Here is a 25,367-nt window from a genome sequence, read left to right as displayed (position 1 = left end):
AAATAAAAACAATGAGTACGATATTAAAAACAAACGCATTAGAAAGCGAAGCGATATACATTTTCAGAGAAGTTATTTCTCAATTTGACAAACCAGTATTGCTTTTTTCTGGTGGAAAAGATTCTATTACATTAGTGAGATTAGCGCAAAAAGCATTTTTCCCAGCTAAAATTCCTTTTCCGTTATTGCATGTAGATACAGGACATAATTTTCCTGAAACAATTGAATTTAGAGATAGATTAGTTAAAGAATTAGGTCTAGAATTAATAGTTCGTAATGTACAAGATGCTATCGACGAAGGTAAAGTAGTGGAAGAAACTGGAAAATATTCTAGTAGAAACAGCTTGCAAACTACAACACTTCTAGATGCGATTGATGAATTTAAATTTGATGCTTGTATAGGTGGTGCGCGTAGAGATGAAGAAAAAGCGAGAGCTAAAGAACGTATTTTTTCGGTTCGTGATGATTTTGGTCAGTGGGATGAAAAAAACCAACGTCCGGAATTGTTTGATTTATTAAACGGTAAAATTGAAAACGGACAAAACGTACGTGTTTTTCCTATTTCAAACTGGACAGAATTAGATGTTTGGAGTTATATCGAACAAGAACAAATCGAGATCCCTTCAATTTACTTCTCTCACAAACGTAAAGTGTTCTTGAGGGATGGAATGATTTGGTCACACTCTCCTTTTGTTTACCAAGAAGAAAACGAAGAAATCCAGGAGCGAATTGTCCGTTTTAGAACTGTTGGAGATATGAGCTGTACAGCAGCTGTTGATTCTTATGCAGCAACAATTTCTGAGGTCGTAGGCGAAATTAGGGCTTCTACAATTTCTGAACGTGGCGCTAGAATAGATGATAAACGTTCGGAGGCAGCAATGGAGAAAAGAAAACAACAAGGATACTTTTAGAATACCAATTGAAAGATTCAAGGATTTAAAAATTAAAAGATTTAAGGTAAGGAGTTTTATAACTTGAAACTTTAAACCTGAAATAAAATATATAAAATGGAAGTTTTAAAAATAGCAACAGCAGGAAGTGTAGATGACGGAAAGAGTACTTTAATCGGGAGATTATTATACGATACGCAATCTTTGACTACAGACAAACTGGAAGCAATAGAGAAAAGTAGCAGGCAAAAAGGATATGATTATTTGGATTTTTCTTTGGCTACTGACGGTTTAGTTGCCGAGAGAGAACAAGGAATTACGATTGATGTAGCTCACATTTATTTTTCTACAGCAAAGAAAAGTTACATTATTGCTGATACTCCAGGTCACGTAGAATATACACGAAACATGGTTACTGGAGCTTCAACTTCACAAGTATCGATTATTTTGATTGATGCTCGTAAAGGAGTTATAGAGCAAACGTACCGTCACTTTTTTATCAATAATTTATTGAGAGTAAAAGAGGTAATTGTTGCGGTAAACAAAATGGATTTGGTTGATTATTCTGAAGAAGTTTACAATAAAATTAAAGCCGACTTTGAAGCATTGAATGCTAAAAGTACTTTCAAAGAACAAAACGTAAGTTATATTCCTTTGAGTGCTTTGACTGGTGATAATGTGGTGGAATCTTTAGGTGGAATGCCGTGGTACGAAGGACAAACAATTTTAGAACACCTTGAAGCTTTAGAGCCTGCAGATGTATATGAAAAAGGAAAAGCTCGTTTTCCAGTGCAAACAGTTATCAGACCAAAAACAGAAGAGTATCACGATTTTAGAGGATATGCTGGAAAATTATACGGAAATAATATAAAAGTTGGAGATGCTGTAACGGTTTTGCCTTCTTTAACAGAATCGAAAGTGTCAAACATTCACTTTTTTGATAAGCAATATGATGAAGCTTCAGTAGGTTCTTCGATTACAATCGAATTAGAAAATGATATCAATGTGACTAGAGGAGATATGATTGTAAAATCATCTGAATTGCCTAAAGTGGAGAAGGATATCAATACAACAGTTTGTTGGATGGACAGTAAAAAATTAGTTCCTGGAGCAAAATATTTTGTACAACACAACACGAACCGAGTTTTGGCTAAAATTGACAGCGTCAAAAACGTAATTGCAACTGATTTTTCAGGAACTACAGAAGCGTCTCATTTAGCAATTAACGAAATTGGAGAAGTAAATATTAAGTTGAGCAAAGCCTTATATTTTGATGCTTACAATGATAACAAATCAAATGGTGCTTTTATCTTAATCGATGCAGCAAGTAATACAACTGCGGGAGTAGGATTTATTCGATAGGAATCCCCACCCCAGCCCTCCCCAAAGGGGAGGGAGAGATTGTAGAAAATGTTTGTAGATAAACTTTGTGGTTAAGTATTTTACAACCAGAATATAACACAATAAAGCTCCTCAATGGCTCCCCCTCCTTCGGAGGGGGCTGGGGGGAGGATAATAGTAAAGATGTATGGAAAGTTTTAGAACCGAAATAGAAAATCCGATTGTTCAAAAAGAGATCATCGATTTAGAAAGAAAAATTGCACTATTCAAAGACGGTAAGATTGATGATGAACGTTTTCGTAGTCTGCGTTTAGCACGTGGTGTTTACGGGCAACGTCAAGAAGGCGTGCAAATGATTCGTATCAAATTGCCATATGGTAAAGTGACTAGCGAACAATTAGTGCGTATTACTAAAGTTTCTGATGAGTATTCAACAGGACGTTTGCATATCACTACGCGTCAGGATATTCAGATTCACTACGTGAGTTTAGATAGAACACCAGAACTTTGGGCAAACCTTGCAAAAGATGATATTACATTGCGTGAAGCATGTGGTAACACGGTTAGAAATATTACAGCAAGTGAATTAGCAGGAGTTGATGTTGACGAACCTTTTGATGTGTCGCCTTATGCACACGCTATGTTTCAGTTTTTCTTGAGAAATCCTATTTGTCAAGAAATGGGACGTAAATTCAAAATGTCGTTTTCATCTTCTGATAAAGATACGGCCTTGAGTTATTTGCATGATTTAGGATTTATTCCAAAAATTGTTAATGGCGAACGCGGTTTCAAAGTAATGCTAGGTGGAGGATTAGGTTCGCAACCACATCACGCTGAATTACTATCAGAATTTATTCCAGTAAACCAAATCATTCCAACAACAGAAGGGGTTTTAAGAGTTTTTGATCGTCATGGTGAAAGAGCCAAACGTTTAAAAGCACGTATGAAATTCTTAATCAAAGATATTGGTAGAGACGAATTTTTACGTTTAGTTGACGAAGAGAAAAAAGCATTGTCTTACCAAACAGTTGAAATTGATACTACTGCTTTTGACCGTGAAATTCCAGCAACTTTGTTAGATGTACCAACAGTAACTATCGAGGATATTGCTGCTTTTGAAGCGTGGAAAAAATCAAATGTAATCGCTCAAAAACAAGCCGGTTATGTAGCTATTGGTATCAAAGTGCTTTTAGGAGATTTTTATACGGACAAAGCAAGAGCTTTGGCCGAATTAATTAAAAATTACGGAGCCAATGAATTGCGTTTTTCATTAAAGCAAAACATTGTTCTAAGAAATATAAAAGAAGAAAATTTACCTTTCTTCTACCAAGAATTAGCCAAATTAGACTTTGTAACTTTAGGGTACGATACAATTGGCGATATTACAGCTTGCCCGGGTACAGATACTTGTAATTTGGGTATTGCAAGCAGCACTGGAATTGCCGAAGAATTAGAAAGAGTATTGAAATTAGAATTCCCGCAATACAAAGAGAATCGCGAAATCACCATTAAAATAAGTGGTTGTATGAATGCTTGTGGGCAACACAACATGTCTTCAATTGGTTTTCAAGGAATGTCTATCAACTCAGGTAAATTAGTAGCTCCTGCTTTACAAGTATTACTTGGTGGTGGAATTCTAGGAGATGGAAAAGGACGTTTTTCTGATAAAGTAATTAAGATTCCAAGCCGTAGAGGACCAGATGCCTTGCGTTTTATTTTAAATGATTTTGAAGCTAATGCTAATGGATTAGCATTCTTAGATTATTATGATGCGAAAGGACAAAAGTATTTTTACGAATTCTTGAAACCGTTAGCGGATGTAACCAATCTTACAGACGAAGATTTTATCGACTGGGGAAATGCTGATAATTATGTAAAAGCAGTTGGAGTAGGGGAATGTGCTGGTGTTGTAATTGACTTGGTTGCGACTTTACTTTTAGAAGCCAAAGACAAGCTGACTTTCGCTCAAGAAGCATTCGAGGATAAAAAATGGGCTGATGCGATTTACTTGGCGTATGCAGGATTTGTAAACGGGGCAAAAGCGTTGTTATTGGCTGAAAACCAAAAAACAAATCACCATGCAGGCATCATTAATTTATTTGATACTGTTTTTGTTGAGACAAATAAAATCGGGCTGAATGGCACTTTTAAAGATTTGGTATACCAAATCAATCAAAATGAACCTTCTGAAGCTTTCGCCAAAAAATACATACAAGAAGCAATTGATTTCTTTCAAAATATAGAAACATATAGAACTAAAGATTTAGCAAATGCATAGTTTAATAGAACCAAAAGTAACTTTAGTAGGAGCAGGTCCGGGTGATCCAGATTTGTTGACGATCAAAGGTGCGAAAGCATTGGCAGAAGCTAATGTGGTTTTATATGATGCTTTAGCAAATGACGAATTACTAAGTTACGCTCCTAAAAAAGCGCTAAAACTATTTGTTGGAAAAAGAAAAGGATGTCATGCCTACACGCAGGACCAAATCAACCAACTAATTGTAGATAACGCCTTGACTTATGGTCACGTTGTACGTCTTAAGGGTGGAGATCCTTTTATTTTTGGTCGAGGAAGTGAAGAAATAGACTATGTAGAAAGCTTTGGAATTCCTACATTTGTTGTTCCTGGAATTTCATCGGCTATAGCGGTTCCAGCTTATCAAGGAATTCCGTTGACAAAAAGAGGTGTTTCGGAAAGTTTTTGGGTAATAACAGGAACAACTTCGTCTCGTCAATTATCAACAGATATTGCCTTGGCAGCTCAATCTTCAGCTACTGTAGTAGTGTTAATGGGGATGAGTAAGTTGGATCAAATTGTAGCCATTTTCCAAAAAGAATCTAAGGGAGAGACAGCCGTTGCGATCATACAAAACGGAACCACTCCTGAAGAAAAAGTTGGGATTGGAACAATAAATACCATCCAAAAGGTTGTTGCGGAGCAGCAGTTAAGTTCGCCTGCCATAATTATAATTGGAGCTGTAGTAGGCGATAGTAAGAAGAGGAAAGGGTTTTACAAAGAGTTAAAATCCAATCATAACAAACTATTAGTTTATGGAAAGGAATGAATTGTATCCTGTGTTTTTAAAACTGCACAATATGAACGTATTGATTGTGGGTGGAGGAAATGTAGGACTGGAAAAATTAAGTTTTTTATTGAAGTCCAGTCCAAATGCTAATGTCGAGGTTGTAGCACCGTGGTTTCTACCAGAACTAGTAACACTGGTCAATAAACATCAGTCCGTGAAGTTGACTATGAAGAAGTTCAAGAAAAAAATGCTCAAAAAACGGCATATGGTTATTGCGTGCACCGATGATCTTGAAGTCAATAAAAGAATTTATGATCTGTCAGGAGAAAGATACTTGATTTGCAATATTGCCGATACACCGGATTTATGTGATTATTATTTAGGAGGAATTGTAACCAAAGGAAATGTAAAAATAGCTATTTCAACCAATGGAAAATCACCTACAACGGCCAAAAGACTAAGAGAGTTTTTTGAAGAAGTAATTCCGGAGGATATTAATAAGATGGTCGAAAATCTAAACGAATATCGCAAAACCTTAAAAGGAGATTTTGAAGATAAAGTTCAGAAGATGAATGCCATTACGGAGTCGTTGAAAAATAAAGAGCATAGAGAATAGAATAAAGAGAAAAGAACAAAGAATCCGAATGATATTTATCATTTAATTAAGGAAGAATCATTCGTTCATTTGTAAAAATAATAATTAGTAAGAACAAATATAACATAAGTAACTCCGCCTAGTCTCCCCTTCCCGATAGCTATCGGGATTGGAGGGGGCGGGGGGAGGTAAAATTGAAACAATATGATTGAAACAGATATCCTTATAATAGGAGCCGGACCAACTGGTTTATTTGCCGTTTTTGAAGCAGGATTATTAAAATTAAAATGTCATATACTAGATGCTTTACCACAAGCTGGTGGGCAACTTTCAGAATTATATCCTAAAAAACCAATTTACGATATTCCAGGATTTCCTGAAGTATTAGCAGGAGATTTAGTAGATAATCTAATGGAACAAATCAAGCAGTTCGAACCTGGCTTTACCCTTGGAGAGCGTGCTGAAACAATAGAAAAACAAGAAGATGGTAGTTTTATTGTGACTTCAAATGAAGGAACGCAATTCCACGCTAAAGTCATTGCCATTGCGGGTGGTTTAGGAAGTTTTGAACCAAGAAAACCATTAATTGACGGAATCAATTTCTATGAAAATAAAGGTATCAAGTACTTCATTAAAGATCCTGAAGAGTTTAGAGACAAAAGAGTAGTAATAGCAGGTGGAGGAGACTCAGCGCTAGACTGGAGTATTTTCTTGACAGATGTCGCGTCAGAAGTGACATTAATTCACCGTCGTAATGAATTCCGTGGGGCATTAGATTCTGTAGAAAAAGTACAAGAATTAAAAGATTCAGGAAAAATACGCATGATTACACCGGCTGAGGTAGTTGGAATCAACGGAGCAGAACATATTGAATCGATTGATATCGATGAGAACGGGGCGCACCGTAAAATTGAAACTGATTATTTCATTCCGCTTTTTGGTCTGACACCAAAGTTAGGTCCGATAGGAAATTGGGGACTTGAAATCGAGAAAAACGCGATCAAAGTAAACAATGCCTTAGATTATCAAACAAATATTCCAGGTATTTTCGCCATAGGTGATGTGAATACCTATCCTGGTAAATTAAAATTAATCCTTTGTGGTTTCCACGAAGCGACATTAATGTGTCAGGCAGCTTATCAAATAATCAATCCAGGAAAACGTTATGTGTTGAAATATACTACAGTTTCAGGTGTTGACGGATTTGATGGAACTCGTAAAGAAGCTCCAAAAGCTGTTGTTAAAGCAATAGTTTAACAAAATCACACATACAAGTTAAAAAATATAGCGCTAATACTTGCGAGTATTAGCGCTATGTCTTTTCTTTGCATTGTTCCTATATTTATTGAAAGTTATCACGAAAGGCGGAGGGAAAGACCCAATGAAACCTTAGCAACCCTTTATCTTTAAAGAAGGTGCTACATTCTACTTTATGTTGAACTTGTTTCAATATCTAAGATAGATAACACAAGAATACTTCCACAGTATTTCTCAAACCTTTTCTTGACAACATATCGATATTATTTTTTTAGAGCAGATGATTGGTGCATTTCAGCCATGATCCTTCCCGCTGTACGCTATATCTATTGCGCCGAACACCGGCACAATAGGATGCCGCTACCATCAGGGCTAAAGAGAAACAATAGTGAACTTTTGGAATTAATAATCAAATGTCAGATTTAGAATATTTTCTAGATTTCAATTATCATACGTTATGTCAAAAGAGATTAAAGACAGTTTAGGAATTCCCCCTTCGGGGGTTAGGGGGAGCATTCACGAAGCCATCAAAAAAAACATACTCGTTCTGGATGGAGCCATGGGAACCATGTTGCAACGTTATAATTTCTCTGAAGAAGATTTCCGTGGGGAACGTTTCAAAGATTTCCCACATTCTTTAAAAGGAAACAACGATTTATTATCACTCACACAGCCCCAAGCAATAAAAGCAGTTCACGCCGCTTATTTTGAAGCTGGTGCTGATATTGTTGAAACCAATACTTTCTCGGGAACAACTATAGGTATGGCCGATTATCACTTGGAAGATTTTGTATATGAATTAAACTACGAATCGGCAAAATTAGCGCGTGAAGTAGCGGATGAATTTACAGCCAAAAATCCAGACAAACCTCGTTTTGTAGCGGGTTCAATAGGACCAACAAACAGAACAGCAAGTATGTCACCAGATGTAAACGATCCAGGTTATCGAGCGGTGACTTTTGATGATTTGCGCATTGCCTACAAGCAACAAGTAGAAGCGTTAATTGATGGAGGAAGTGATATTTTATTAGTAGAAACTATTTTCGACACACTAAATGCCAAAGCGGCGCTTTTTGCTATCGAAGAAGTAAAGGAAGAACGCAATATCGATATTCCAATTATGGTTTCAGGAACCATTACCGATGCGTCTGGAAGAACACTTTCTGGGCAAACAGTTGAAGCATTTTTGGTTTCTGTTTCACATATTCCATTATTGAGCGTTGGTTTCAATTGTGCTCTTGGAGCCGATTTGTTGAAACCGTATTTACAGACTTTATCCCAAAATACTTCATTTAATGTTTCGGCACATCCTAATGCAGGATTGCCAAACGCTTTTGGAGAATACGATGAAACGCCACAGGAAATGCAAGCGCAAATTAAAGCTTACCTAGACGATAATTTAGTAAACATCATAGGTGGATGTTGCGGTACAACGCCAGAACACATCAAGTTAATTGCTGATATCGCTAAAGATTATAAACCAAGAGTTTCAACGGCTACGATGTAACGTAGAGACGCGATTTATCACGTCTAACATAAAATTCATGTATTGTTTTTCTCTATGTTTCCTGCAAGGTTTTTTTGAACCTTGTAGGTATGAATTGAGAAGTTGAATTAATAAACAAACCTACAAGGTTTTGAAAACCTTGCAGGATTCCAGAATGAAGATAATAGGGGGTGAGATAGCTTCTTTACTCACAATAACAATTGGAATGTTGCGTGAGGGATTGCTTCGCCAGTTCGCTTCGCTCGTGTGTAGTGAAAAGCCCACAGCCTGAATTGTACTGAATTTATTTCAGGACGAAGGAAGATCGAGGACTTGCAGCGCATAGCCCGACCCGCAGTTTTTACGGAGGGACACTCCCAAAAAAGAAGAATATAACAAAACTTAGACTCAAAGGTTTTTAGAGACTAAGTAAATGAAAAATAAAAATGGCACAAGCAGAAACTAGAAAAAACCTTGTATTATCGGGATTAGAGCCTTTAATCATTACGCCAGATAGCGTATTTGTGAATATTGGAGAACGTACCAATGTTACAGGTTCTAGAAAATTCCTTCGGTTAATCAAGGAAGAAAAATACGAAGAAGCCTTGAGCATTGCAAAAGAGCAAGTGGAAGGTGGCGCACAAATCATCGATATTAATATGGATGAAGGAATGCTGGATGGCGAATATGCCATGACAAAATTCCTAAATTTAATTGCTGCCGAACCCGATATTTCGCGCGTGCCTATCATGATTGATAGTTCGAAATGGGATATTATCGAAGCAGGTTTAAAAGTAGTGCAAGGGAAATGTGTGGTGAACTCAATTTCGTTAAAAGAAGGAGAAGAGCAATTCATTCATCATGCTAAATTGATTAAGCGCTATGGTGCTGCGGCAATTATCATGGCTTTTGATGAAACGGGACAGGCGGATAATTACGATCGTAGAGTAGAAATTTGCCAACGATCGTATGATATATTAGTGAATAAAGTGGGTTTTCCTCCGCAGGATATTATTTTCGATTTGAATATATTCCCCGTAGCAACAGGAATGGAAGAACACCGCCTGAATGCGTTGGATTTCTTCAGAGGGACTAAATGGGTTCGCGAAAATTTACCGCATGCACACATTAGTGGAGGGGTGAGTAATGTGTCGTTTTCTTTTAGAGGGAATGATACGGTTCGTGAAGCGATGCACTCGGTTTTCTTGTATCATGCCATTCAAAACGGAATGACGATGGGAATCGTAAATCCAGAAATGCTTTCTATTTACGATGAGATTCCAAAAGATTTATTAGAACATGTTGAAGATGTAATCTTGAATAGACGGGATGATGCTACAGAACGTTTATTAGATTTTGCCGAAAATGTAAAAGGAGATGTAAAAAGTAATGAAAAGGCAGTTCAAGAATGGCGTTCAGGAACCGTTCAAGAAAGAATTACGCACTCGCTGGTAAAAGGAGTAGATCAATTTATTGAAGAAGATGTTGAGGAAGCTCGTTTAGCAGCTCCAAAACCAATCGAAGTTATCGAAATCAATTTGATGACGGGAATGAATGTGGTGGGAGATTTATTTGGTTCGGGTAAAATGTTTTTACCACAAGTGGTTAAATCAGCCCGTGTAATGAAAAAAGCAGTGGCTTATTTATTACCATTTATTGAAGCAAGTAAACGCCCCCCGGCCCCCAAAGGGGGAGTTAAGGACTCGAAACATTGGGAAACTGCTAATAGAGCAAATTATAGTTTGTTAAAAGAGCATGCTAAAAAAATGCGCAATCAACCAACAGATGCTGAAAAGAGGTTATGGCAGGAATTGAGTGGTAAACAATTAGAAAATTATAAATTTAGAAGGCAACATATTATTGGAGATTATATAGCTGATTTTGTATGCTTAAAAGAAAATGTAATTGTTGAAGTTGATGGATTAACTCATCAGTTGCCAGAAAATCAATCAAGTGATGCTCAAAGGACAGCTTGGTTGAATTCAGAAGGATATCAAGTGATTCGTTTTTCAAACGACGAAGTCTTGTTTGATATGGATAAAGTTTTAAGTAAAATAAATTCCGCTCTAACTGCTCCCCCTCCGGGGGCTAGGGGGGCGGGCAAAATTCTTATGGCAACCGTAAAGGGAGATGTGCATGATATTGGTAAAAATATTGTTTCAGTAGTACTGGCATGTAACAATTATGAGATTGTAGATCTTGGTGTTATGGTTGCACCCGAAAAAATTATTGCAGCAGCAATAGAACACGAAGTAGATATTATTGGACTAAGTGGCTTGATTACACCTTCTCTTGACGAAATGGTTTATTTGGCAAAAGAGTTAGATAAGAAAGGGATGAAAATACCAGTAATGATTGGTGGAGCAACAACTTCTCGAGCACATACTGCGGTAAAAATTGCACCTCAATATAGAGAAACGGTAATTCATGTTAATGATGCATCAAGAGCCGTGACAGTCGCTGGAAATTTATTGAATAGTGAAAAGAAAGTATATGCAAGCGACATAAGAGCAGAATATGATGCCTTTAGAGAAACATTTTTGAATCGTTCGCGTGACAAGAATTTCTTGACTATTGAACAAGCGCGTAAAAATAAATTACAACTGGATTGGGATAATTTTACTCCTGTGAAACCAAATTTAATTGGTGAACAAGTAATCGAAGTCGATTTGGAAGTATTAGTTCCTTATATCGACTGGACTCCGTTTTTTAGAACTTGGGAATTGTTTGGTAAATACCCAGCAATTTTAACTGACAATGTTGTTGGCGAACAAGCGACTTCGGTTTTTGCAGATGCTCAGGAAATGTTAGCGGTGATTTTGAAAGAAAAGAAATTGACTGCCAAAGGAATCTACGGAATTTTCCCTGCGAATCAAATTAACGATGATGACATTGAACTAACGGACGAAAACGGAAAACCATTACAAACGTTCTTAACGCTACGCCAACAATCTCAAAAAACAAAAGGAGCGCCAAATATCGCTTTAGCTGATTTTATTGCTCCAAAAGATAATGGAAAAGTGGATTACATGGGTGCGTTTTGTGTTACTACTGGTTTTGGTGTTGACGAATGGGCAGCGGAATTCGAAAAAGATTTAGACGATTACAATTCGATAATGGTTAAAGCTTTGGCAGACCGTTTTGCAGAGGCTTTTGCTGAATACTTGCACGAAAAAGTACGTAAAGAAATTTGGGGATACGCATCAGATGAGAACATGAGTACTGAGGCTATGATTGCCGAAGAGTATAAAGGAATTCGTCCGGCACCAGGTTATCCTGCTTGTCCAGACCATTTAGAAAAACCGACGATCTGGAAATTATTAAATGTTGAAAAGGAAATAGGAGTAACCTTGACGGAGAGCATGGCGATGTGGCCGGCCTCATCAGTTTCTGGATATTATTTTGGAAATCCACAAAGTAAGTATTTTGGACTCGGAAAGATAAAAGAAGACCAAGTAATAGATTATGCTAAACGTAGAAGCATTTCTACAGATATGGCTATGAAATGGCTGAACCCAAATATCGCAGATTAATGCCCCCTATCCCCCGAAGGGGGAACTCTATTCTTTGTAAATAAAAGAGGGGGGGTGGAAGACACGATTAATTTATACACGTAAGAAAATGAAAAAATATATAATTATTAACCAAGTCGAGTCGTATTTTTTAAGCTCGATTATAATTCCCCCTTCGGGGGTTAGGGGGCTATGAAAGTAACACAACATATAGAAGCAGCAAAAGAGAAAACATTATTCTCTTTCGAAATTATACCGCCTCAAAAAGGAAAAGGAATTCAGGAATTATACGATAATATTGATCCTTTAATGGAGTTTAAACCGCCATTTATAGATGTAACCACTTCTCGTGAGGAGTTTATTTATGTGGATAAAGGCAATGGGTTATTGGACAAAAAACTAACCAGAATGCGTCCTGGTACTTTGGGTATTTGTGCTTCGATTAAACATAAATACAATGTTGATACGGTTCCACACGTGCTTTGTGGTGGTTTTACCAAAGAAGAAACAGAATATTTATTAGTGGATTGTCATTATTTAGGAATTAATAATGTGATGGCACTGCGCGGAGATGCAATGAAGGATGAACAGTCATTTGTACCAAAACCGGGTGGAAATAATTTTGCAGTAGACTTGGTACAACAAATCAAGTTACTGAACGAAGGGAAATATTTACACGATGTAATGCATGTTGACAATAAAGCTGATTTTTGCATAGGAGTAGCAGGTTATCCTGAGAAGCATTTAGAATCTCCTTCATTGATTTCTGATTTAAAAAGATTGAAAGAAAAAGTAGATTCGGGTGCAGATTATGTGGTTACCCAAATGTTTTTTGACAATGCCAAGTATTTTGAGTTTGTCACTAAAGCACGTGAAATGGGAATCACGGTTCCTATAATTCCAGGAATTAAACCACTTGCAGTACAAAGGCATTTGCAAATTTTACCTCAAATTTTTCGTATTGATTTGCCAGAAGACTTAATTGATGCAGTCGATAAATGCAAAACAAATGCTGACGTGAGACAAGTAGGGATTGAGTGGGCTATTCAGCAATCCTTAGAATTAAAAGCAGCGGGAGTTCCAGTATTGCATTATTATTCGATGGGAAAATCAGAAAATATCAGGCAAATAGCGGCCAAGGTTTTTTAAAAACACATCCTAATTGTAAAGTTTATTAGGAGCCATTTCCAGCTATTTGTTGCAATCTTTTACTTTTTAAAGAAAAAAGTAAAAGGATTTCCACTGCTATCTGGGCTAAGGAATTCACGATTACAAGAATATTGTAAAAAGTCAAAAGCTCGTTTGAAATTATTCAAACGAGCTTTTGACTTTTTGATTAATGATTAGTAATTCACTTCAGCTAAGCTATTTTGTGATTTCTCTAAAGACAGCTTCAAGATTCTTATTTTTTTGATTCAGCTGTAATGTTTTCAAACCATTGGCGGTTGCAAAATCAAAAACTGCTGGACGCATGTCTTTATCCGTTTTAAAAGTTAATTCCCAGATCATATCATGGGTGTTTTTATAAGAGGTTAGATTCTCAATTTTGGCAATGGCTTGTTCTTCTATTTGATAATCAAATTCGACTTCAATAACTTGTTCTTTGTTTTCAGAAATCAGACTATCTAGTTTTTTATCGGCTACAATTTTACCATTATTGATAATGATCACACGATCGCAAATCGCTTCAACCTCTTGCATGATATGTGTAGAAAGGAAAACTGTTTTGTCTTTCCCTACGTTTTTAATAACATTTCTAATTTCGATTAACTGATTTGGGTCTAACCCTGTTGTTGGTTCATCTAGAATTAGTACATCAGGATTGTGGAGTAACGCATTTGCTAAGCCCACACGCTGGCGGTAGCCCTTAGATAATTGACTAATTTTTTTATGACTTTCAGAACTTAAACCAGTCAACTGTATAACTTCCTCAATTCGGGATGTAGAAACCTTATAAACATCAGCATTAAAAGCCAAGTATTCTCGTACGTATAAATCCAAATACAGCGGATTGTGTTCTGGTAAGTATCCAATAGATAGTTGAACAGCTTTTTCATTGCTAGAAACATCATGCCCATTAACCAATGCAGTACCTGAATCTGCAGCGAGATAAGTTGTTAATATTTTCATCAAAGTAGATTTTCCGGCGCCATTTGGCCCCAAGAAACCTACAATTTCTCCTTTTTGAATGGAGAACGAAATAGTATCGAGTGCTTTTTGTGTACCGTAACTTTTTGAAATTGCATTAACTTCTATTGACATAATATAGTATTTGTAGCAAAAGTAAACAGAAAAATCATTGCTTTATTATTTTTCAATACTCAATATATAAAACTCTTTAGGTTAAGTGCAAAGTTTGATACGTATGAATGATTTTGACAATTAGATTTATATATTTATAAAAAATAATTAAATATGAGTCAAGGAAGTATTGAATCAGGAAGTTTGTTTAAAACCTATAGCAGTATAATTTGGTTGTTGTGCGGTATCATTGCTGGAAGTGTTCTAGGTTTACTATTTGGGAAAGATGTAGAAATCATCAAGCCTTTGGGTGATATTTTTTTAAATTTACTTTTTACCGCCATAATCCCATTAATATTTTTTACAATAGCCTCTTCGATAGCCAGCTTAGAAAAGTCGGAAAAATTAGGGAAGCTGTTTGTCATAGTGATTGGTGTTTTCTTGAGTACAGTATTAATTTCGGCAGTTCTGATGATTGTTGGGGTATTCATTTTTCCAATTCATCAGGATATTATTATTTCAAAAATCCCTTTGGAAAATATGCACAGCGCTAGTGGAGGGTCACAAATCACACAATTACTTACTGCCAGTGATTTTTATGAATTACTATCTCGAAAAAGCATGCTGGCTTTAATTATATTTTCTTTCCTGATTGGTTTTGCTAGTTTGCGTTCTGGAGAAAAAGGAGAAAGTTTTAGAAGTTTCTTAAATTCGGGTAATGAAGTAATGAAGCAGCTTTTACACATGATTATGAAAACAGCTCCAGTAGGACTAGGCGCTTATTTTGCATACCAAGTGGGCATATTTGGGCCACAGTTATTTGGCGCTTATGCAAAACCACTTGGTTTGTATTATGGAGTCTGTGCTTTTTATTTTGTTGTGTTTTTTAGTTTATATGCTTTTATAGCTGGTGGAAAACTAGGATTAAAAGTGTTTTGGGGCAATAATATTACACCAGCCTTAACTGCATTGGGAACTTGCAGTAGTATTGCCACAATACCGGCTAACTTAGAAGCTGCAGAGAAGATGAAAGTGCCTGGATATATAAGAAACGTTGCCATTCCTCTAGGTGCCCCCTTACATAAAGACGGATCCAGTATGTCTTCGATTATAAAAATTGCTGTGATTTTTGCGATGTTTGGAAAAGATTTTACAGATCCAATGACCTTACTCACTGCTTTAGGTATTACCGTTATAGTTTCTGTAGTGGAAGGCGGAATTCCTAATGGCGGATATATTGGGGAAATATTAGCGATTACTATTTATGGCTTTCCAATGGAACAAGCGCTTCCTGCTGCTATGATAGTTGGAACCTTAATTGATCCTATGGCAACCTTATTAAATGCCAATGGAGATGTGGTTTCATCTATGTTAATCGCTCGAATTTCAGAGGGAAAAAAATGGCTCTCTACAGCAATGCCTTTTTAAAATAATTTGGTATATGCATAATTGTCTTATTTTAAAAAAGATTTCTGGCTATTTTTTTAACTATTATGTAATTTAAAACCAGTTTTTTAGAGAATTCTTTTTTAGTTTACTAAAATACCATATTTTTTTTGGTGGGCTAAAAATAATTTATACATTCGCAATGTAATCAATACACAAAAACAAAAATCATGTTGAATAACCGATTTTATTTTAGCAATACTTATTATTTCTTCTGGAAAGAGGATAGGGATTGTCGTATGGTTATTTAATTAGAAAATTAAATTATTATTATAAATATACAATCCCGATGCAAATCGGGATTTTTTTTTTGGAGTAAATGGAAATAAAAATCGCAATACAGGGAATTAGAGGTTCTTTTCATCATCAGGTGGCACAAGAGTACTTTGGTGAAAACATTCAGATTGATGAATGTTTGTCTTTTGATGAACTGGTAGATAGTTTGTTAACGGGGAAATCTGAACAAGCGGTGATGGCGATAGAGAATTCTATTGCGGGTCCTATTATTCCAAATTACGCTTTGATTGATAAAAATAATTTACACATTATAGGAGAACATTATTTGCGAATTCATCAAAATTTAATGGCATTACCAGGTCAGAAAATTGATGAAATTACAGAGGTACATTCCCACCCGATGGCGTTATTACAATGTATGGAATTCTTAAAAAAATATCCAAATATTAAATTAGTCGAGGATAAGGATACTGCAGAAACGGCTCGTAGAATACAAGAATACAATATCAAGGGAATTGCAGCTATTGCCAGCAAAACTGCAGCTACAATGTACGATTTAGAAATAGTAGCGCCAGAAATTCAGACTATCAATGATAACATGACACGTTTTGTTATTCTAAAAAGAGAAAATTCCTTTGTGGGAGAAAATGATATCAATAGAGCCTCATTAAAATTTGAATTGGATCATCAACGTGGGAGTTTGGCAGCAGTTTTAAATGTGATGAGTGATTGTAAAATGAATTTAACTAAGATACAATCCTTACCAAAAATTGAAACCCCATGGAAGTATTCTTTTTTTGTAGATGTGACCTTTGAAAAGTATAGCGATTATGCTAAAGCTAAGTCACTATTAAAAATAATGGCAGAATATTTCAAGGTTTTAGGCGAATATAAAAATACAAGACCATAAGTAGTCAAAAGTGATATCCTGAAAAGGGAAACGGAATTTTAAAAAACAGTAATGATTACAACAGCAAAAAGATTAGATACAATTGAAGAATACTATTTCTCCTCTAAGTTAAGAGAGGTGAGGCAGTTAGCTTCTGAAGGGAAATCCATTATCAATATGGGTATTGGTAGTCCAGATTTAAGTCCGTCACCAGCGGTTATTGCTGCTATTCAAGCAGCAGTTACTGATGAGAATGCCCATCAATATCAAAGTTATCAGGGCCTTCCAGAATTGAGACAAGGAATGGCAGACTTCTATAAGAATAATTTTGATGCGGTGGTAAATCCTTTGACAGAAATTTTGCCTTTGATGGGTTCTAAAGAAGGAATCATGCACATCTCTCTTGCTTTTTTAAATGAAGGAGACCATGTTTTAATTCCGAATCCAGGCTATCCGACATATACATCAGTGACTAATTTAGTGGGTGCAGTACCTGTTTACTATGATTTAAAAGAAAGTACAAACTGGGAACCAGATTTTGAAGCACTGGAGAAATTCGATTTAAGTAAGGTGAAAATCATGTGGCTGGGTTACCCGCATATGCCTACTGGTTCCAGAGGAAGCATTGAATTATTTGAAAAGTTAGTGGCTTTCGCCAAAAAACACCAAATACTTTTGATAAACGACAATCCCTATAGTTTTGTTTTGAACGAGCAACCAATGAGTTTGTTGCAAGTTGAAGGTGCCAAAGAGGTTGCTTTAGAATTAAATTCTTTAAGTAAGACTTTTAATATGGCAGGCTGGAGAGTAGGAATGGTGTTAGGAAATGCCGAAGCTATTGACGCCATTTTAAAAGTGAAAAGTAATATGGACAGCGGAATGTTTTACGGTATTCAAAAAGGAGCCATAGCAGCACTAAAGTGTGATAAATCTTGGTTTGATGAGCAAAACCTGATTTATAAAAAACGCAGAGCACTGACAGAAAAATTAGCCGAAAAGTTAAATTGTGAGGTGTATAAAGATGGAGTTGGATTATTTGTATGGGCAAAATTACCAGCAGGAGTAACATCTGCAGAAAAGTTTATTGATACAATTCTCTATGAAAAACACCTATTTATAACACCGGGCACCATCTTTGGTAGTAATGGAGAAGGTTATATTCGTTTTTCATTATGTGTAGATGAAGCCAAAGTACAAGAAGCGATTGACAGGTTCGATTAGGGCAATTAAGAAAACGATACCATTGTTGAAAAACGAGAAACCCTAGCCCTGATAGCAGTGGAAATCCTTTAATGCTGTGTTAAAGCATTAAAGATTGAAACGAATAGCAGGATTAGCTCCTAATAGCAATTAGGATAAATAATAAATAAATGAACATATATATAATAGGAATAGGGTTAATAGGTGGTTCCATGGGATTAGATATCAAAACGATACATCCTGAGGCAACTGTTTACGGTATTGACACTAATAAAAAACATGTTGATGAAGCCATTGCTCTTGGAGTGATAGATGCCGAAGGCAAGAAAGAAAATCTGGCCACAGCTGATTTTGTGATTGTATCGGTGCCTGTTGATGTAGCCTTAGTGGTATTGCCTGAAGTTTTAGATAGCATAGGTGAACAAACTATTGTTTTTGAAGTGGGTTCGACTAAAAGTCCGGTATGTGAAGTAGTAGCAAATCACCCTAAAAGGAGAAACTTTATTGCAACACATCCTATAGCAGGTACAGAATTTTCAGGACCTTCAGCAGCTATTAAAGGCTTGTATCAAGGCAAGACAAATATTATTTGTGAAGTAGAGCGTACTGCGTTTAAATTACAAGAAAAAGCCTTGGATTTGTTTAATGCACTAGGGATGCGTATTCGATACATGGATCCTAAGTCACACGACAAGCACATAGCTTATGTTTCTCATTTGTCTCATATAAGTGCCTTTATGCTGGGAAAAACAGTAATCAATAAGGAGAAACACGAGCAAGATATTTTTGATATGGCGGGTTCTGGTTTTGAGAGTACAGTAAGGCTGGCTAAAAGTTCACCGGCGATGTGGACGCCCATTTTTAAACAAAATAAGCTGCAAGTAATCGAGACATTAGAAGAATATATTTCTAACCTGACTCAATTTAAAGACTTATTAATAAACGATGATTACGACGCTATTTTTGAAGAAATGGAAAGCGTTAATAAAATAAAAGAAATATTGAACGGTATGAATGTGAAAAAATAAACATTCAAACCTATTTAGAAAGCAATAACAGTAGAACAACACATTAAAAATAATAAAATTAACAATTAGAAAAGATGGAAAACAAGAAGGAAATGAAAAATTGGTTGAATGATTTCAATTTAACTCACCCATTTGTGATCGCGGGACCTTGTAGTGCTGAAACAGAAGAACAAGTATTAAAAATTGCCCATGAATTGAAAGATTCTGATGTAAGTGTATTTAGAGCGGGAATTTGGAAACCAAGAACGCGTCCAGGAGGTTTTGAAGGTGTAGGAGAGATAGGGTTGAAATGGTTGAAAAAAGCAAAGGAAGAAACAGGATTGCTAATGGGAACAGAAGTTGCAAACGCAGCTCACGTAAAATTAGCTTTAGAATATGATATTGACGTATTATGGGTTGGAGCAAGAACAACAGTTAATCCTTTTGCAATGCAAGAATTAGCCGATGCTTTGCAAGGAACTAAAAAGATTGTATTAGTTAAAAACCCTGTTAACCCAGATTTATCTTTATGGTTAGGTGGAGTAGAGCGTTTATACAATGCAGGAATTGAAAAATTAGGAGTAATTCACAGAGGTTTTTCTACTTACGAAAAAACAAAATACAGAAATATTCCGGAGTGGCAAATCGCAATTGAATTGCAAAATAGATTTCCTGACTTGCCTTTAATTATTGACCCATCTCATATAACAGGTGATCGTAATATGATTCTTGAAGTAACACAAGAGGCCTTAGATTTAAATTATGATGGGATGATTATAGAAACGCATACTGACCCAGATAATGCTTGGAGTGATGCTGCACAACAAGTGACGCCAACTGCCTTGAAACAAATTTTTGTAGATCTAAAAGTTAGAAAATTAAACGACGCATCGGATGAGTTTACACAAAAAATGGCTAAATTAAGAGCTAATATTGATGTGTTAGATGCTACATTACTGGATTTACTAGGAAAAAGAATGAAAGTAGCTGATGAAATTGGTCAAGTGAAGAAGGACGCTAACGTTGCAGTACTACAAAACAAACGTTGGAATGAAATCTTAGGAAAAATGATTCTTGAAGGAGAGAAAAAAGGACTTTCTGAAGAGTTTATACTTAAAATGTTTAAGGCAATCCATCAAGAAAGTATTGGTCATCAAGATAAAGTGCTTAATGCATAATTCTTTATAGAACTCGATTATTTATTAAAACCTACAATTTATTTGTAGGTTTTTTTGTATCATTGAGAGAATTATTTTTAACCTTAAATTTCATAGTATGAAAGAAAAATTTTTACTTTTTATTTGTCTATTTACTTCAGTGATGGGATTTTCTCAATTTGACAGCGCGAAACAAGTTTTTGAGTCTCAAAATTTACAACAGGAAATTGCTACTCATAAAACAGTAGCCATATTACCTTTTAAAGCTACCATTTCATTTAAAAGATTGCCTAAAAACTTTAATGAGGCTACGAATAAAGAGGATGAAAGAAATTTAGGAGCAAACATGCAATCAGGAATGTATACTTATCTTTTAAGAAAGTCATCAGATTATTCAGTTACCGTTCAGGATATCGATAGAACGAATGCTTTGTTGAAAAAAAATGATATGTTTGAAAAATTGGATGAATTAACCTCAGATGAATTAGCCACAATTTTAGGGGTAGATGCTGTTATCAAATGTAGTTATGCTTATGAGAAAACAGGTAGTGAAGGTGCTGCTATTGTAAAATCACTTTTGATAGGTTTTGGCACCGGTAAGGTGGCTACAGGGGAATTAACGATGCAGATCAATAATGGTAAAGATGGAGAATTATTATGGAGATTTTATAAGCAAATGAATGAAGATGTAATGAGTTCTCCAAGTGCTATGATGGAAAGAATGATGAGAAAAGTAGGGAGGAATTTCCCTTATCAAATTTAATAATTGAGAATTAAAAATGAAATAAGAACGTCAGAGTTCGCGCTACTTTTTATAATTGTTAAGAAAGACAATAAATCTCCGCAGCTTATCAGTAAAGTTGTGGAGATTTTTTTATTGGTAATCAGCAGTAAAAACTTTAAACTTTAAACTTTAAACTTGAAACAAAATTTTACCTTTGCACTATGACAGGAACCGTATATAAATCTACAGGAAGTTGGTATACTGTAAAATCAGAACAAGGTGATTTTATAGAATGCCGTATGAAGGGGAAATTCCGTATTCAAGGAATTAAAAGCACTAACCCTATTGCGGTTGGTGATATCGTAGATTATGAACTGGAAGAATCCTCAGATACTGTTACAGGAACGATTCACCATATTCATGAAAGAAAGAATTATATTGTTCGAAAATCAGTAAATTTATCACACCAGATGCACATAATTGCATCCAATATTGACCGTGTCTTTTTATTGATTACCGTAAACAATCCACCAACTACATTTAACTTTATTGACCGTTTTCTAATAACTGCGGAAGCCTATGGTATTGAAACGGTATTAGTTTTTAATAAAATAGATACTTTAGATGAGGCAACCCTTGAAGAACAATTGTATATGCAACATGTTTATCAAGAAGTAGGCTACAAATGCCTTAGAGTTTCTTCTACTGAAATGAAAGGAATTGATGCCTTGAAGGAAATGATGATTGGAAAAGTGAGCATGTTTTCGGGACATTCGGGTGTGGGGAAATCAACATTAGTGAATGCAATGGAGCCTTCTTTGCATTTGAAAACCAAAACTATTTCGGATGCTAGTAAACAAGGACAACACACCACTACATTTGCAGAAATGTATGATCTGTCTTTTGGAGCCAGTATAATAGATACACCTGGAATCAAAGGTTTTGGAATGGTAGATATGGAGCCAGCAGAAATTAGCGGTTATTTTCCTGAATTTTTTAAGTTAAAAGATCAGTGCAAATTCAATAATTGCCTGCACAAAGAAGAACCGAAGTGCGCAGTAAAAGCCGCTCTAGAAAATGACGAAATTGCATGGTCTCGTTACAATAGTTATTTGAAAATATTAGAAGGGGATGAGGAGAATTACCGCACTGATATTTACAATGAGGACAGAATGGAAAGTGATAAAGGAAGAGATTAATTCTAATTGCTTTTCAATTAATTTTTAGCATCAATAATAAATTGAAAGAGAACGGATTATTAAGATATGAAAATAGTTTTACAACGTGTTGCAGAGGCTTCTGTAACAATTGATACTAATTGTGTAGCCAGCATTCAAAAAGGACTATTAATTTTGATAGGTATTGAAGAAGCCGACTCACAAGAAGACATAGACTGGTTGGTGACTAAAGTTGCTAATATTCGTATTTTTAATGATGAGAATGAAGTGATGAACTTATCACTGCAGGATATAGCAGGGGAGGTTATTGTAGTTAGCCAATTTACACTACATGCTGCTACTAAGAAAGGAAACCGTCCCTCGTACATAAAGGCTGCTAAGCCAGACATCGCCATTCCTTTGTACGAGAATTTTGTACATAAACTAGAAAAGGAGTTGGGGAGAAAAGTTCAAACAGGCATATTTGGCGCTGATATGAAAGTTCGTTTATTAAATGATGGTCCCGTTACAATAATTATAGATAGTAAAAATAAGCTGTAGTAAATTCTTACAATTATTTCATTAAGAGCACTTTATATAGGTTGCTCTTTTTTTATTTTCTAATTATTTAGGCAAATTATTGTATTTTTGTGCCATATTATATGCACACTTTAAATGAGATAAAACTTTTCTTACGATTAATAGAAAGACCTACACTTTTTGTTTATCATTACAGTATTCGTGAGTAAATAAATGCCTGAAGTTATATAAACCACCATAACTAAATCCCCAAATTTTGGCTAAAATTAAACACAACAACCCCTATGATGTAATAGATTCGGTTTTTACATCGGCAAAAAAGAAGAAGATAATGCACCTAAATTCTCAGGAAGAAGAATTCAATGGTCATTATCTAAAAATCAATGAGAATGAACTTATAAATTTTGGAACCTGTGGATACTTAGGTTTAGAAAAGCATCCTCGTCTTTTAGAAAAAAGTCATGAGTTGCTAGATAAGTATGGTTCTCATTTTTCCATTTCTAGATCTTATGTAAAAGCACCCTATTTACAGGAGCTAGACGGACTTATTAGTAAAATATTTGACAATCATCCGGTTGTGTTGTATACATCAACTTCTGTAACGCACCAGTCGGTAATTGGAACGATTATCGGTCCTAATGATTTGATTATTCTGGATCAGCAAGTTCATTACAGTGTGCAGTATCCTTGCCAGTATTCTAAGCTGCAAGGGACGATGGTGAAAATGATTCGCCATAATAACATGGAAATGCTGGAAGACTTTATCAAAAAGGGCTACAACCAATATGATAAAATATGGTACATGGCAGATGGTGTTTATTCCATGTATGGGGATCTTCCTCCTAAAAAAGAACTACTCAATTTACTAGAGAAATATCCAAAATTGCATTTGTATTTTGACGATGCACATGGTGTTGGTTGGACGGGTAAGAATGGTTCTGGAAGTCTTTTTGAAGACTTTAAACACAGCGATAGAGTTGTATTAATTAGTACGCTTGCAAAAGGATTTGGAAGTATTGGAGGAATTGCGGTATTTAACGATCTAGAAATGCATAGAAAGGTGGATGTATATGGCGGTATTCTTTCGTACACCCATCCTTTATCTCCCTCAAATGTTGGAGCGGCTATTGGTTGTGCAGAAATCCTTCTGTCAGATAAAATTCAGGAATATCAAAATGATTTAAAGGAGCTAATGGAGTATTTAAATACCAAATTAGAAGAACATAATTTGACAAATGCTTCTTCAAATGAAACTCCGATTTACTTTATAGGAACTGGATCGATAAAGGTTACACATAATTTAATTCAACGTGTATTAGCAGACGGTTTGTATGTGAATACAGCTACTTTTCCTGTGGTGCCCAATCATAAATCAGGATTGCGATTTACATTGACCAGACACAATACAAAAGAAGATATTGATAAATTAGTCGATTCTATTTCTAAAAATTTCCATCTTGCGGTAGCAGAAGAAAATGAAGATTTAGAGAAAATATACAAAACATTTAATCTGCCATTTAAAGGAGAAGTTAGCATAAAGCCAAAGGATAATGAGGGACTTATCATAGAGAACTATAAGACTATTAATGCAATTGACCCAGAAGTTTGGGATGCAATTTTTAAAAATAATGGAAACTATTCGCACAATGGTTTGCAATGCATAGAAGAAATATTTTCGAATAATAAAATACCGGAAGAAAACTGGGGTTTTCATTATTTGATCATCAAAGATGTCAATAATAAAATAATTCTAGCCACTTTTTTTACAGATGCTTTGTACAAAGATGATATGTTGTCTACCGAAAGTGTTTCTAAAAAAGTAGAACAAATAAGAATAGATGACCCTTATTATTTGTGTTCCAAAACCTTAGCAATGGGTTCCCTTTTTACAGAAGGACAACATTTATATATCAATGAAAGTCACCAACTAGTTCATGCTGCTTTAGAAAAACTAATTCAAGAAATAGATCGTTTAAAAGTGGCTACAAATGCAACTGTTGTGGTTTTGAGAGATTTTGAAGCTGATTTTTTACATAACGATGTATTTGAAAACGAGGGTTATATTAAAATGAGTATGCCTAATACTAATATTGTACAACATCCTAAGTGGAACTCTAAGGAAGAACTATTGTCCTTACTGACCTCAAAAAACGGAATTAACAATATTAAGAGGTATGTTTTTAAATATGAAGATAAATTTGATATTACCATCAAAAAAACATTGACAGATAAAGAAGCTGACCAGCATTACAAATTATTTCTCAATATTAAGAAAGCTAATTTTGCTTTTAACTTCTTCGCTTATCCAAAAAAGACTGCTAAAATATTATCCAAATATGATGAGTGGGAGTTTACTGAGTTTAGGCTTAAAGGTTCAGAGGAATTGATAGGATGTATCTGGGGATTTATTGGGGAGGATCACTGTTGTCCTTTAATTGTAGGGCTCAATTATGATTATGTTAAATCCCATCATTTGTACAAGCAAGTGATGTATCATATGGTAAAAAGAGCAAATGAATTAGATAAGTCAAAGACCTATCTTGGTATTACGTCAGATTATGAGAAACAAAAATACGGAGCTCAATTAACTCCTATATTCACCTTTATGAAAGTAGATAGTATGTATAATCTAGATCTACTATCATCTTTAAGCAATTAATAC

19 protein-coding genes and 1 riboswitch are annotated in these 25,367 nt (G+C 35.4%); of the genes, 18 read left to right on the top strand and 1 reads right to left on the bottom strand.

Annotated features, from left to right (window positions below):
* Positions 1–11: 11 nt before the first annotated feature.
* The 9 genes from cysD (at position 12) to metF (ending at position 13,256) form a co-directional block, all read left to right on the top strand.
* Positions 12–911, top strand: coding sequence for a sulfate adenylyltransferase subunit CysD (gene cysD / locus ACEN2K_RS12970; protein WP_441759759.1), 900 nt, complete (start codon positions 12–14; stop codon positions 909–911).
* Positions 912–1,007: 96 nt separating this feature from the next.
* The gene (locus tag ACEN2K_RS12965; RefSeq protein ID WP_441759758.1) at positions 1,008–2,252 is read left to right on the top strand and encodes a sulfate adenylyltransferase subunit 1; all 1,245 of its coding nucleotides are present in this window, start codon (positions 1,008–1,010) and stop codon (positions 2,250–2,252) included.
* 166 nt (positions 2,253–2,418) lie between these two features.
* The gene (locus tag ACEN2K_RS12960; RefSeq protein WP_441759757.1) at positions 2,419–4,509 is read left to right on the top strand and encodes a nitrite reductase; all 2,091 of its coding nucleotides are present in this window, start codon (positions 2,419–2,421) and stop codon (positions 4,507–4,509) included.
* Complete coding sequence (gene cobA, locus ACEN2K_RS12955) at positions 4,502–5,296, top strand: uroporphyrinogen-III C-methyltransferase (protein WP_441759756.1); 795 nt, start codon at positions 4,502–4,504, stop codon at positions 5,294–5,296. Before ACEN2K_RS12960 ends, cobA begins: the two co-directional genes overlap by 8 nt.
* Complete coding sequence (locus ACEN2K_RS12950; RefSeq protein ID WP_441759755.1) at positions 5,283–5,873, top strand: precorrin-2 dehydrogenase/sirohydrochlorin ferrochelatase family protein; 591 nt, start codon at positions 5,283–5,285, stop codon at positions 5,871–5,873. The genes cobA and ACEN2K_RS12950 overlap by 14 nt, the downstream gene beginning before the upstream one ends.
* A gap of 183 nt (positions 5,874–6,056) precedes the next feature.
* Positions 6,057–7,109, top strand: coding sequence for an NAD(P)/FAD-dependent oxidoreductase (locus ACEN2K_RS12945; RefSeq protein WP_441759754.1), 1,053 nt, complete (start codon positions 6,057–6,059; stop codon positions 7,107–7,109).
* A gap of 92 nt (positions 7,110–7,201) precedes the next feature.
* Positions 7,202–7,321, top strand: a riboswitch (SAM riboswitch).
* 245 nt (positions 7,322–7,566) lie between these two features.
* Complete coding sequence (locus ACEN2K_RS12940) at positions 7,567–8,616, top strand: homocysteine S-methyltransferase family protein (RefSeq protein ID WP_441759753.1); 1,050 nt, start codon at positions 7,567–7,569, stop codon at positions 8,614–8,616.
* Positions 8,617–9,041: 425 nt separating this feature from the next.
* Positions 9,042–12,128, top strand: coding sequence for a vitamin B12 dependent-methionine synthase activation domain-containing protein (locus tag ACEN2K_RS12935; protein ID WP_441759752.1), 3,087 nt, complete (start codon positions 9,042–9,044; stop codon positions 12,126–12,128).
* A 171-nt stretch (positions 12,129–12,299) separates the two neighbouring features.
* Positions 12,300–13,256, top strand: coding sequence for a methylenetetrahydrofolate reductase [NAD(P)H] (gene metF / locus ACEN2K_RS12930; protein WP_441759751.1), 957 nt, complete (start codon positions 12,300–12,302; stop codon positions 13,254–13,256).
* 216 nt (positions 13,257–13,472) lie between these two features.
* On the opposite strand, the gene gldA is transcribed toward metF, so the two are convergent.
* Positions 13,473–14,369: a gliding motility-associated ABC transporter ATP-binding subunit GldA gene (gene gldA, locus ACEN2K_RS12925; protein WP_441759750.1), complete on the bottom strand. Its 897-nt coding sequence runs from the start codon at positions 14,367–14,369 to the stop codon at positions 13,473–13,475.
* A 153-nt stretch (positions 14,370–14,522) separates the two neighbouring features.
* Between gldA and ACEN2K_RS12920 the strand changes: the two genes are divergently transcribed.
* The 9 genes from ACEN2K_RS12920 to ACEN2K_RS12880 all read left to right on the top strand — a co-directional run bounded on the left by ACEN2K_RS12920 (position 14,523) and on the right by ACEN2K_RS12880 (position 25,364).
* On the top strand, positions 14,523–15,776 hold the full coding sequence (locus ACEN2K_RS12920) for a dicarboxylate/amino acid:cation symporter (RefSeq protein ID WP_441759749.1): 1,254 nt from the start codon (positions 14,523–14,525) through the stop codon (positions 15,774–15,776).
* Positions 15,777–16,113: 337 nt separating this feature from the next.
* Positions 16,114–16,941: a prephenate dehydratase gene (locus ACEN2K_RS12915; protein WP_441759748.1), complete on the top strand. Its 828-nt coding sequence runs from the start codon at positions 16,114–16,116 to the stop codon at positions 16,939–16,941.
* Between the two features lie 51 nt (positions 16,942–16,992).
* The gene (locus ACEN2K_RS12910) at positions 16,993–18,141 is read left to right on the top strand and encodes a pyridoxal phosphate-dependent aminotransferase (protein WP_441759747.1); all 1,149 of its coding nucleotides are present in this window, start codon (positions 16,993–16,995) and stop codon (positions 18,139–18,141) included.
* A 149-nt stretch (positions 18,142–18,290) separates the two neighbouring features.
* Positions 18,291–19,148 (top strand): prephenate dehydrogenase, encoded by an 858-nt coding sequence (locus tag ACEN2K_RS12905; protein ID WP_441759746.1) that lies wholly within the window; start codon positions 18,291–18,293, stop codon positions 19,146–19,148.
* 74 nt (positions 19,149–19,222) lie between these two features.
* Positions 19,223–20,305 (top strand): chorismate mutase, encoded by a 1,083-nt coding sequence (locus ACEN2K_RS12900; protein WP_441759745.1) that lies wholly within the window; start codon positions 19,223–19,225, stop codon positions 20,303–20,305.
* Between the two features lie 97 nt (positions 20,306–20,402).
* A complete protein-coding gene (locus ACEN2K_RS12895; protein WP_441759744.1) occupies positions 20,403–21,047 on the top strand; it encodes a hypothetical protein in 645 nt (214 codons plus the stop codon).
* Positions 21,048–21,229: 182 nt separating this feature from the next.
* Entirely contained in the window at positions 21,230–22,207 is a 978-nt protein-coding gene (rsgA, locus tag ACEN2K_RS12890) for a ribosome small subunit-dependent GTPase A (RefSeq protein ID WP_441759743.1), read from the top strand.
* A 66-nt stretch (positions 22,208–22,273) separates the two neighbouring features.
* A complete protein-coding gene (gene dtd, locus ACEN2K_RS12885) occupies positions 22,274–22,726 on the top strand; it encodes a D-aminoacyl-tRNA deacylase (protein WP_441759742.1) in 453 nt (150 codons plus the stop codon).
* A 235-nt stretch (positions 22,727–22,961) separates the two neighbouring features.
* Positions 22,962–25,364: an aminotransferase class I/II-fold pyridoxal phosphate-dependent enzyme gene (locus ACEN2K_RS12880; RefSeq protein WP_441759741.1), complete on the top strand. Its 2,403-nt coding sequence runs from the start codon at positions 22,962–22,964 to the stop codon at positions 25,362–25,364.
* Positions 25,365–25,367 lie beyond the last annotated feature (3 nt).

Origin of the sequence: Flavobacterium sp. W21_SRS_FM3 (assembly GCF_052113625.1) — a bacterium.
Taxonomy (GTDB): Bacteria; Bacteroidota; Bacteroidia; order Flavobacteriales; family Flavobacteriaceae; genus Flavobacterium.
Note: the sequence above shows the minus strand (reverse complement) of the source record. Positions and strands in the feature narration are given on the sequence as shown.

Bases quoted from the DNA above. Each gene is read 5' to 3' on its own strand.
- gldA (WP_441759750.1), bottom strand. From the start codon at position 14,369: ATGTCAATAGAAGTTAATGCAATTTCAAAAAGTTACGGTACACAAAAA.
- ACEN2K_RS12895 (WP_441759744.1), top strand. From the start codon at position 20,403: ATGAAAGAAAAATTTTTACTTTTTATTTGTCTATTTACTTCAGTGATG.
- ACEN2K_RS12960 (WP_441759757.1), top strand. From the start codon at position 2,419: ATGGAAAGTTTTAGAACCGAAATAGAAAATCCGATTGTTCAAAAAGAG.
- ACEN2K_RS12945 (WP_441759754.1), top strand. From the start codon at position 6,057: ATGATTGAAACAGATATCCTTATAATAGGAGCCGGACCAACTGGTTTA.
- cysD (WP_441759759.1), top strand. From the start codon at position 12: ATGAGTACGATATTAAAAACAAACGCATTAGAAAGCGAAGCGATATAC.
- ACEN2K_RS12905 (WP_441759746.1), top strand. From the start codon at position 18,291: ATGAACATATATATAATAGGAATAGGGTTAATAGGTGGTTCCATGGGA.
- cobA (WP_441759756.1), top strand. From the start codon at position 4,502: ATGCATAGTTTAATAGAACCAAAAGTAACTTTAGTAGGAGCAGGTCCG.
- metF (WP_441759751.1), top strand. From the start codon at position 12,300: ATGAAAGTAACACAACATATAGAAGCAGCAAAAGAGAAAACATTATTC.
- ACEN2K_RS12965 (WP_441759758.1), top strand. From the start codon at position 1,008: ATGGAAGTTTTAAAAATAGCAACAGCAGGAAGTGTAGATGACGGAAAG.
- ACEN2K_RS12910 (WP_441759747.1), top strand. From the start codon at position 16,993: ATGATTACAACAGCAAAAAGATTAGATACAATTGAAGAATACTATTTC.
- ACEN2K_RS12915 (WP_441759748.1), top strand. From the start codon at position 16,114: ATGGAAATAAAAATCGCAATACAGGGAATTAGAGGTTCTTTTCATCAT.
- ACEN2K_RS12900 (WP_441759745.1), top strand. From the start codon at position 19,223: ATGGAAAACAAGAAGGAAATGAAAAATTGGTTGAATGATTTCAATTTA.
- dtd (WP_441759742.1), top strand. From the start codon at position 22,274: ATGAAAATAGTTTTACAACGTGTTGCAGAGGCTTCTGTAACAATTGAT.
- ACEN2K_RS12920 (WP_441759749.1), top strand. From the start codon at position 14,523: ATGAGTCAAGGAAGTATTGAATCAGGAAGTTTGTTTAAAACCTATAGC.
- ACEN2K_RS12935 (WP_441759752.1), top strand. From the start codon at position 9,042: ATGGCACAAGCAGAAACTAGAAAAAACCTTGTATTATCGGGATTAGAG.
- rsgA (WP_441759743.1), top strand. From the start codon at position 21,230: ATGACAGGAACCGTATATAAATCTACAGGAAGTTGGTATACTGTAAAA.
- ACEN2K_RS12940 (WP_441759753.1), top strand. From the start codon at position 7,567: ATGTCAAAAGAGATTAAAGACAGTTTAGGAATTCCCCCTTCGGGGGTT.
- ACEN2K_RS12950 (WP_441759755.1), top strand. From the start codon at position 5,283: ATGGAAAGGAATGAATTGTATCCTGTGTTTTTAAAACTGCACAATATG.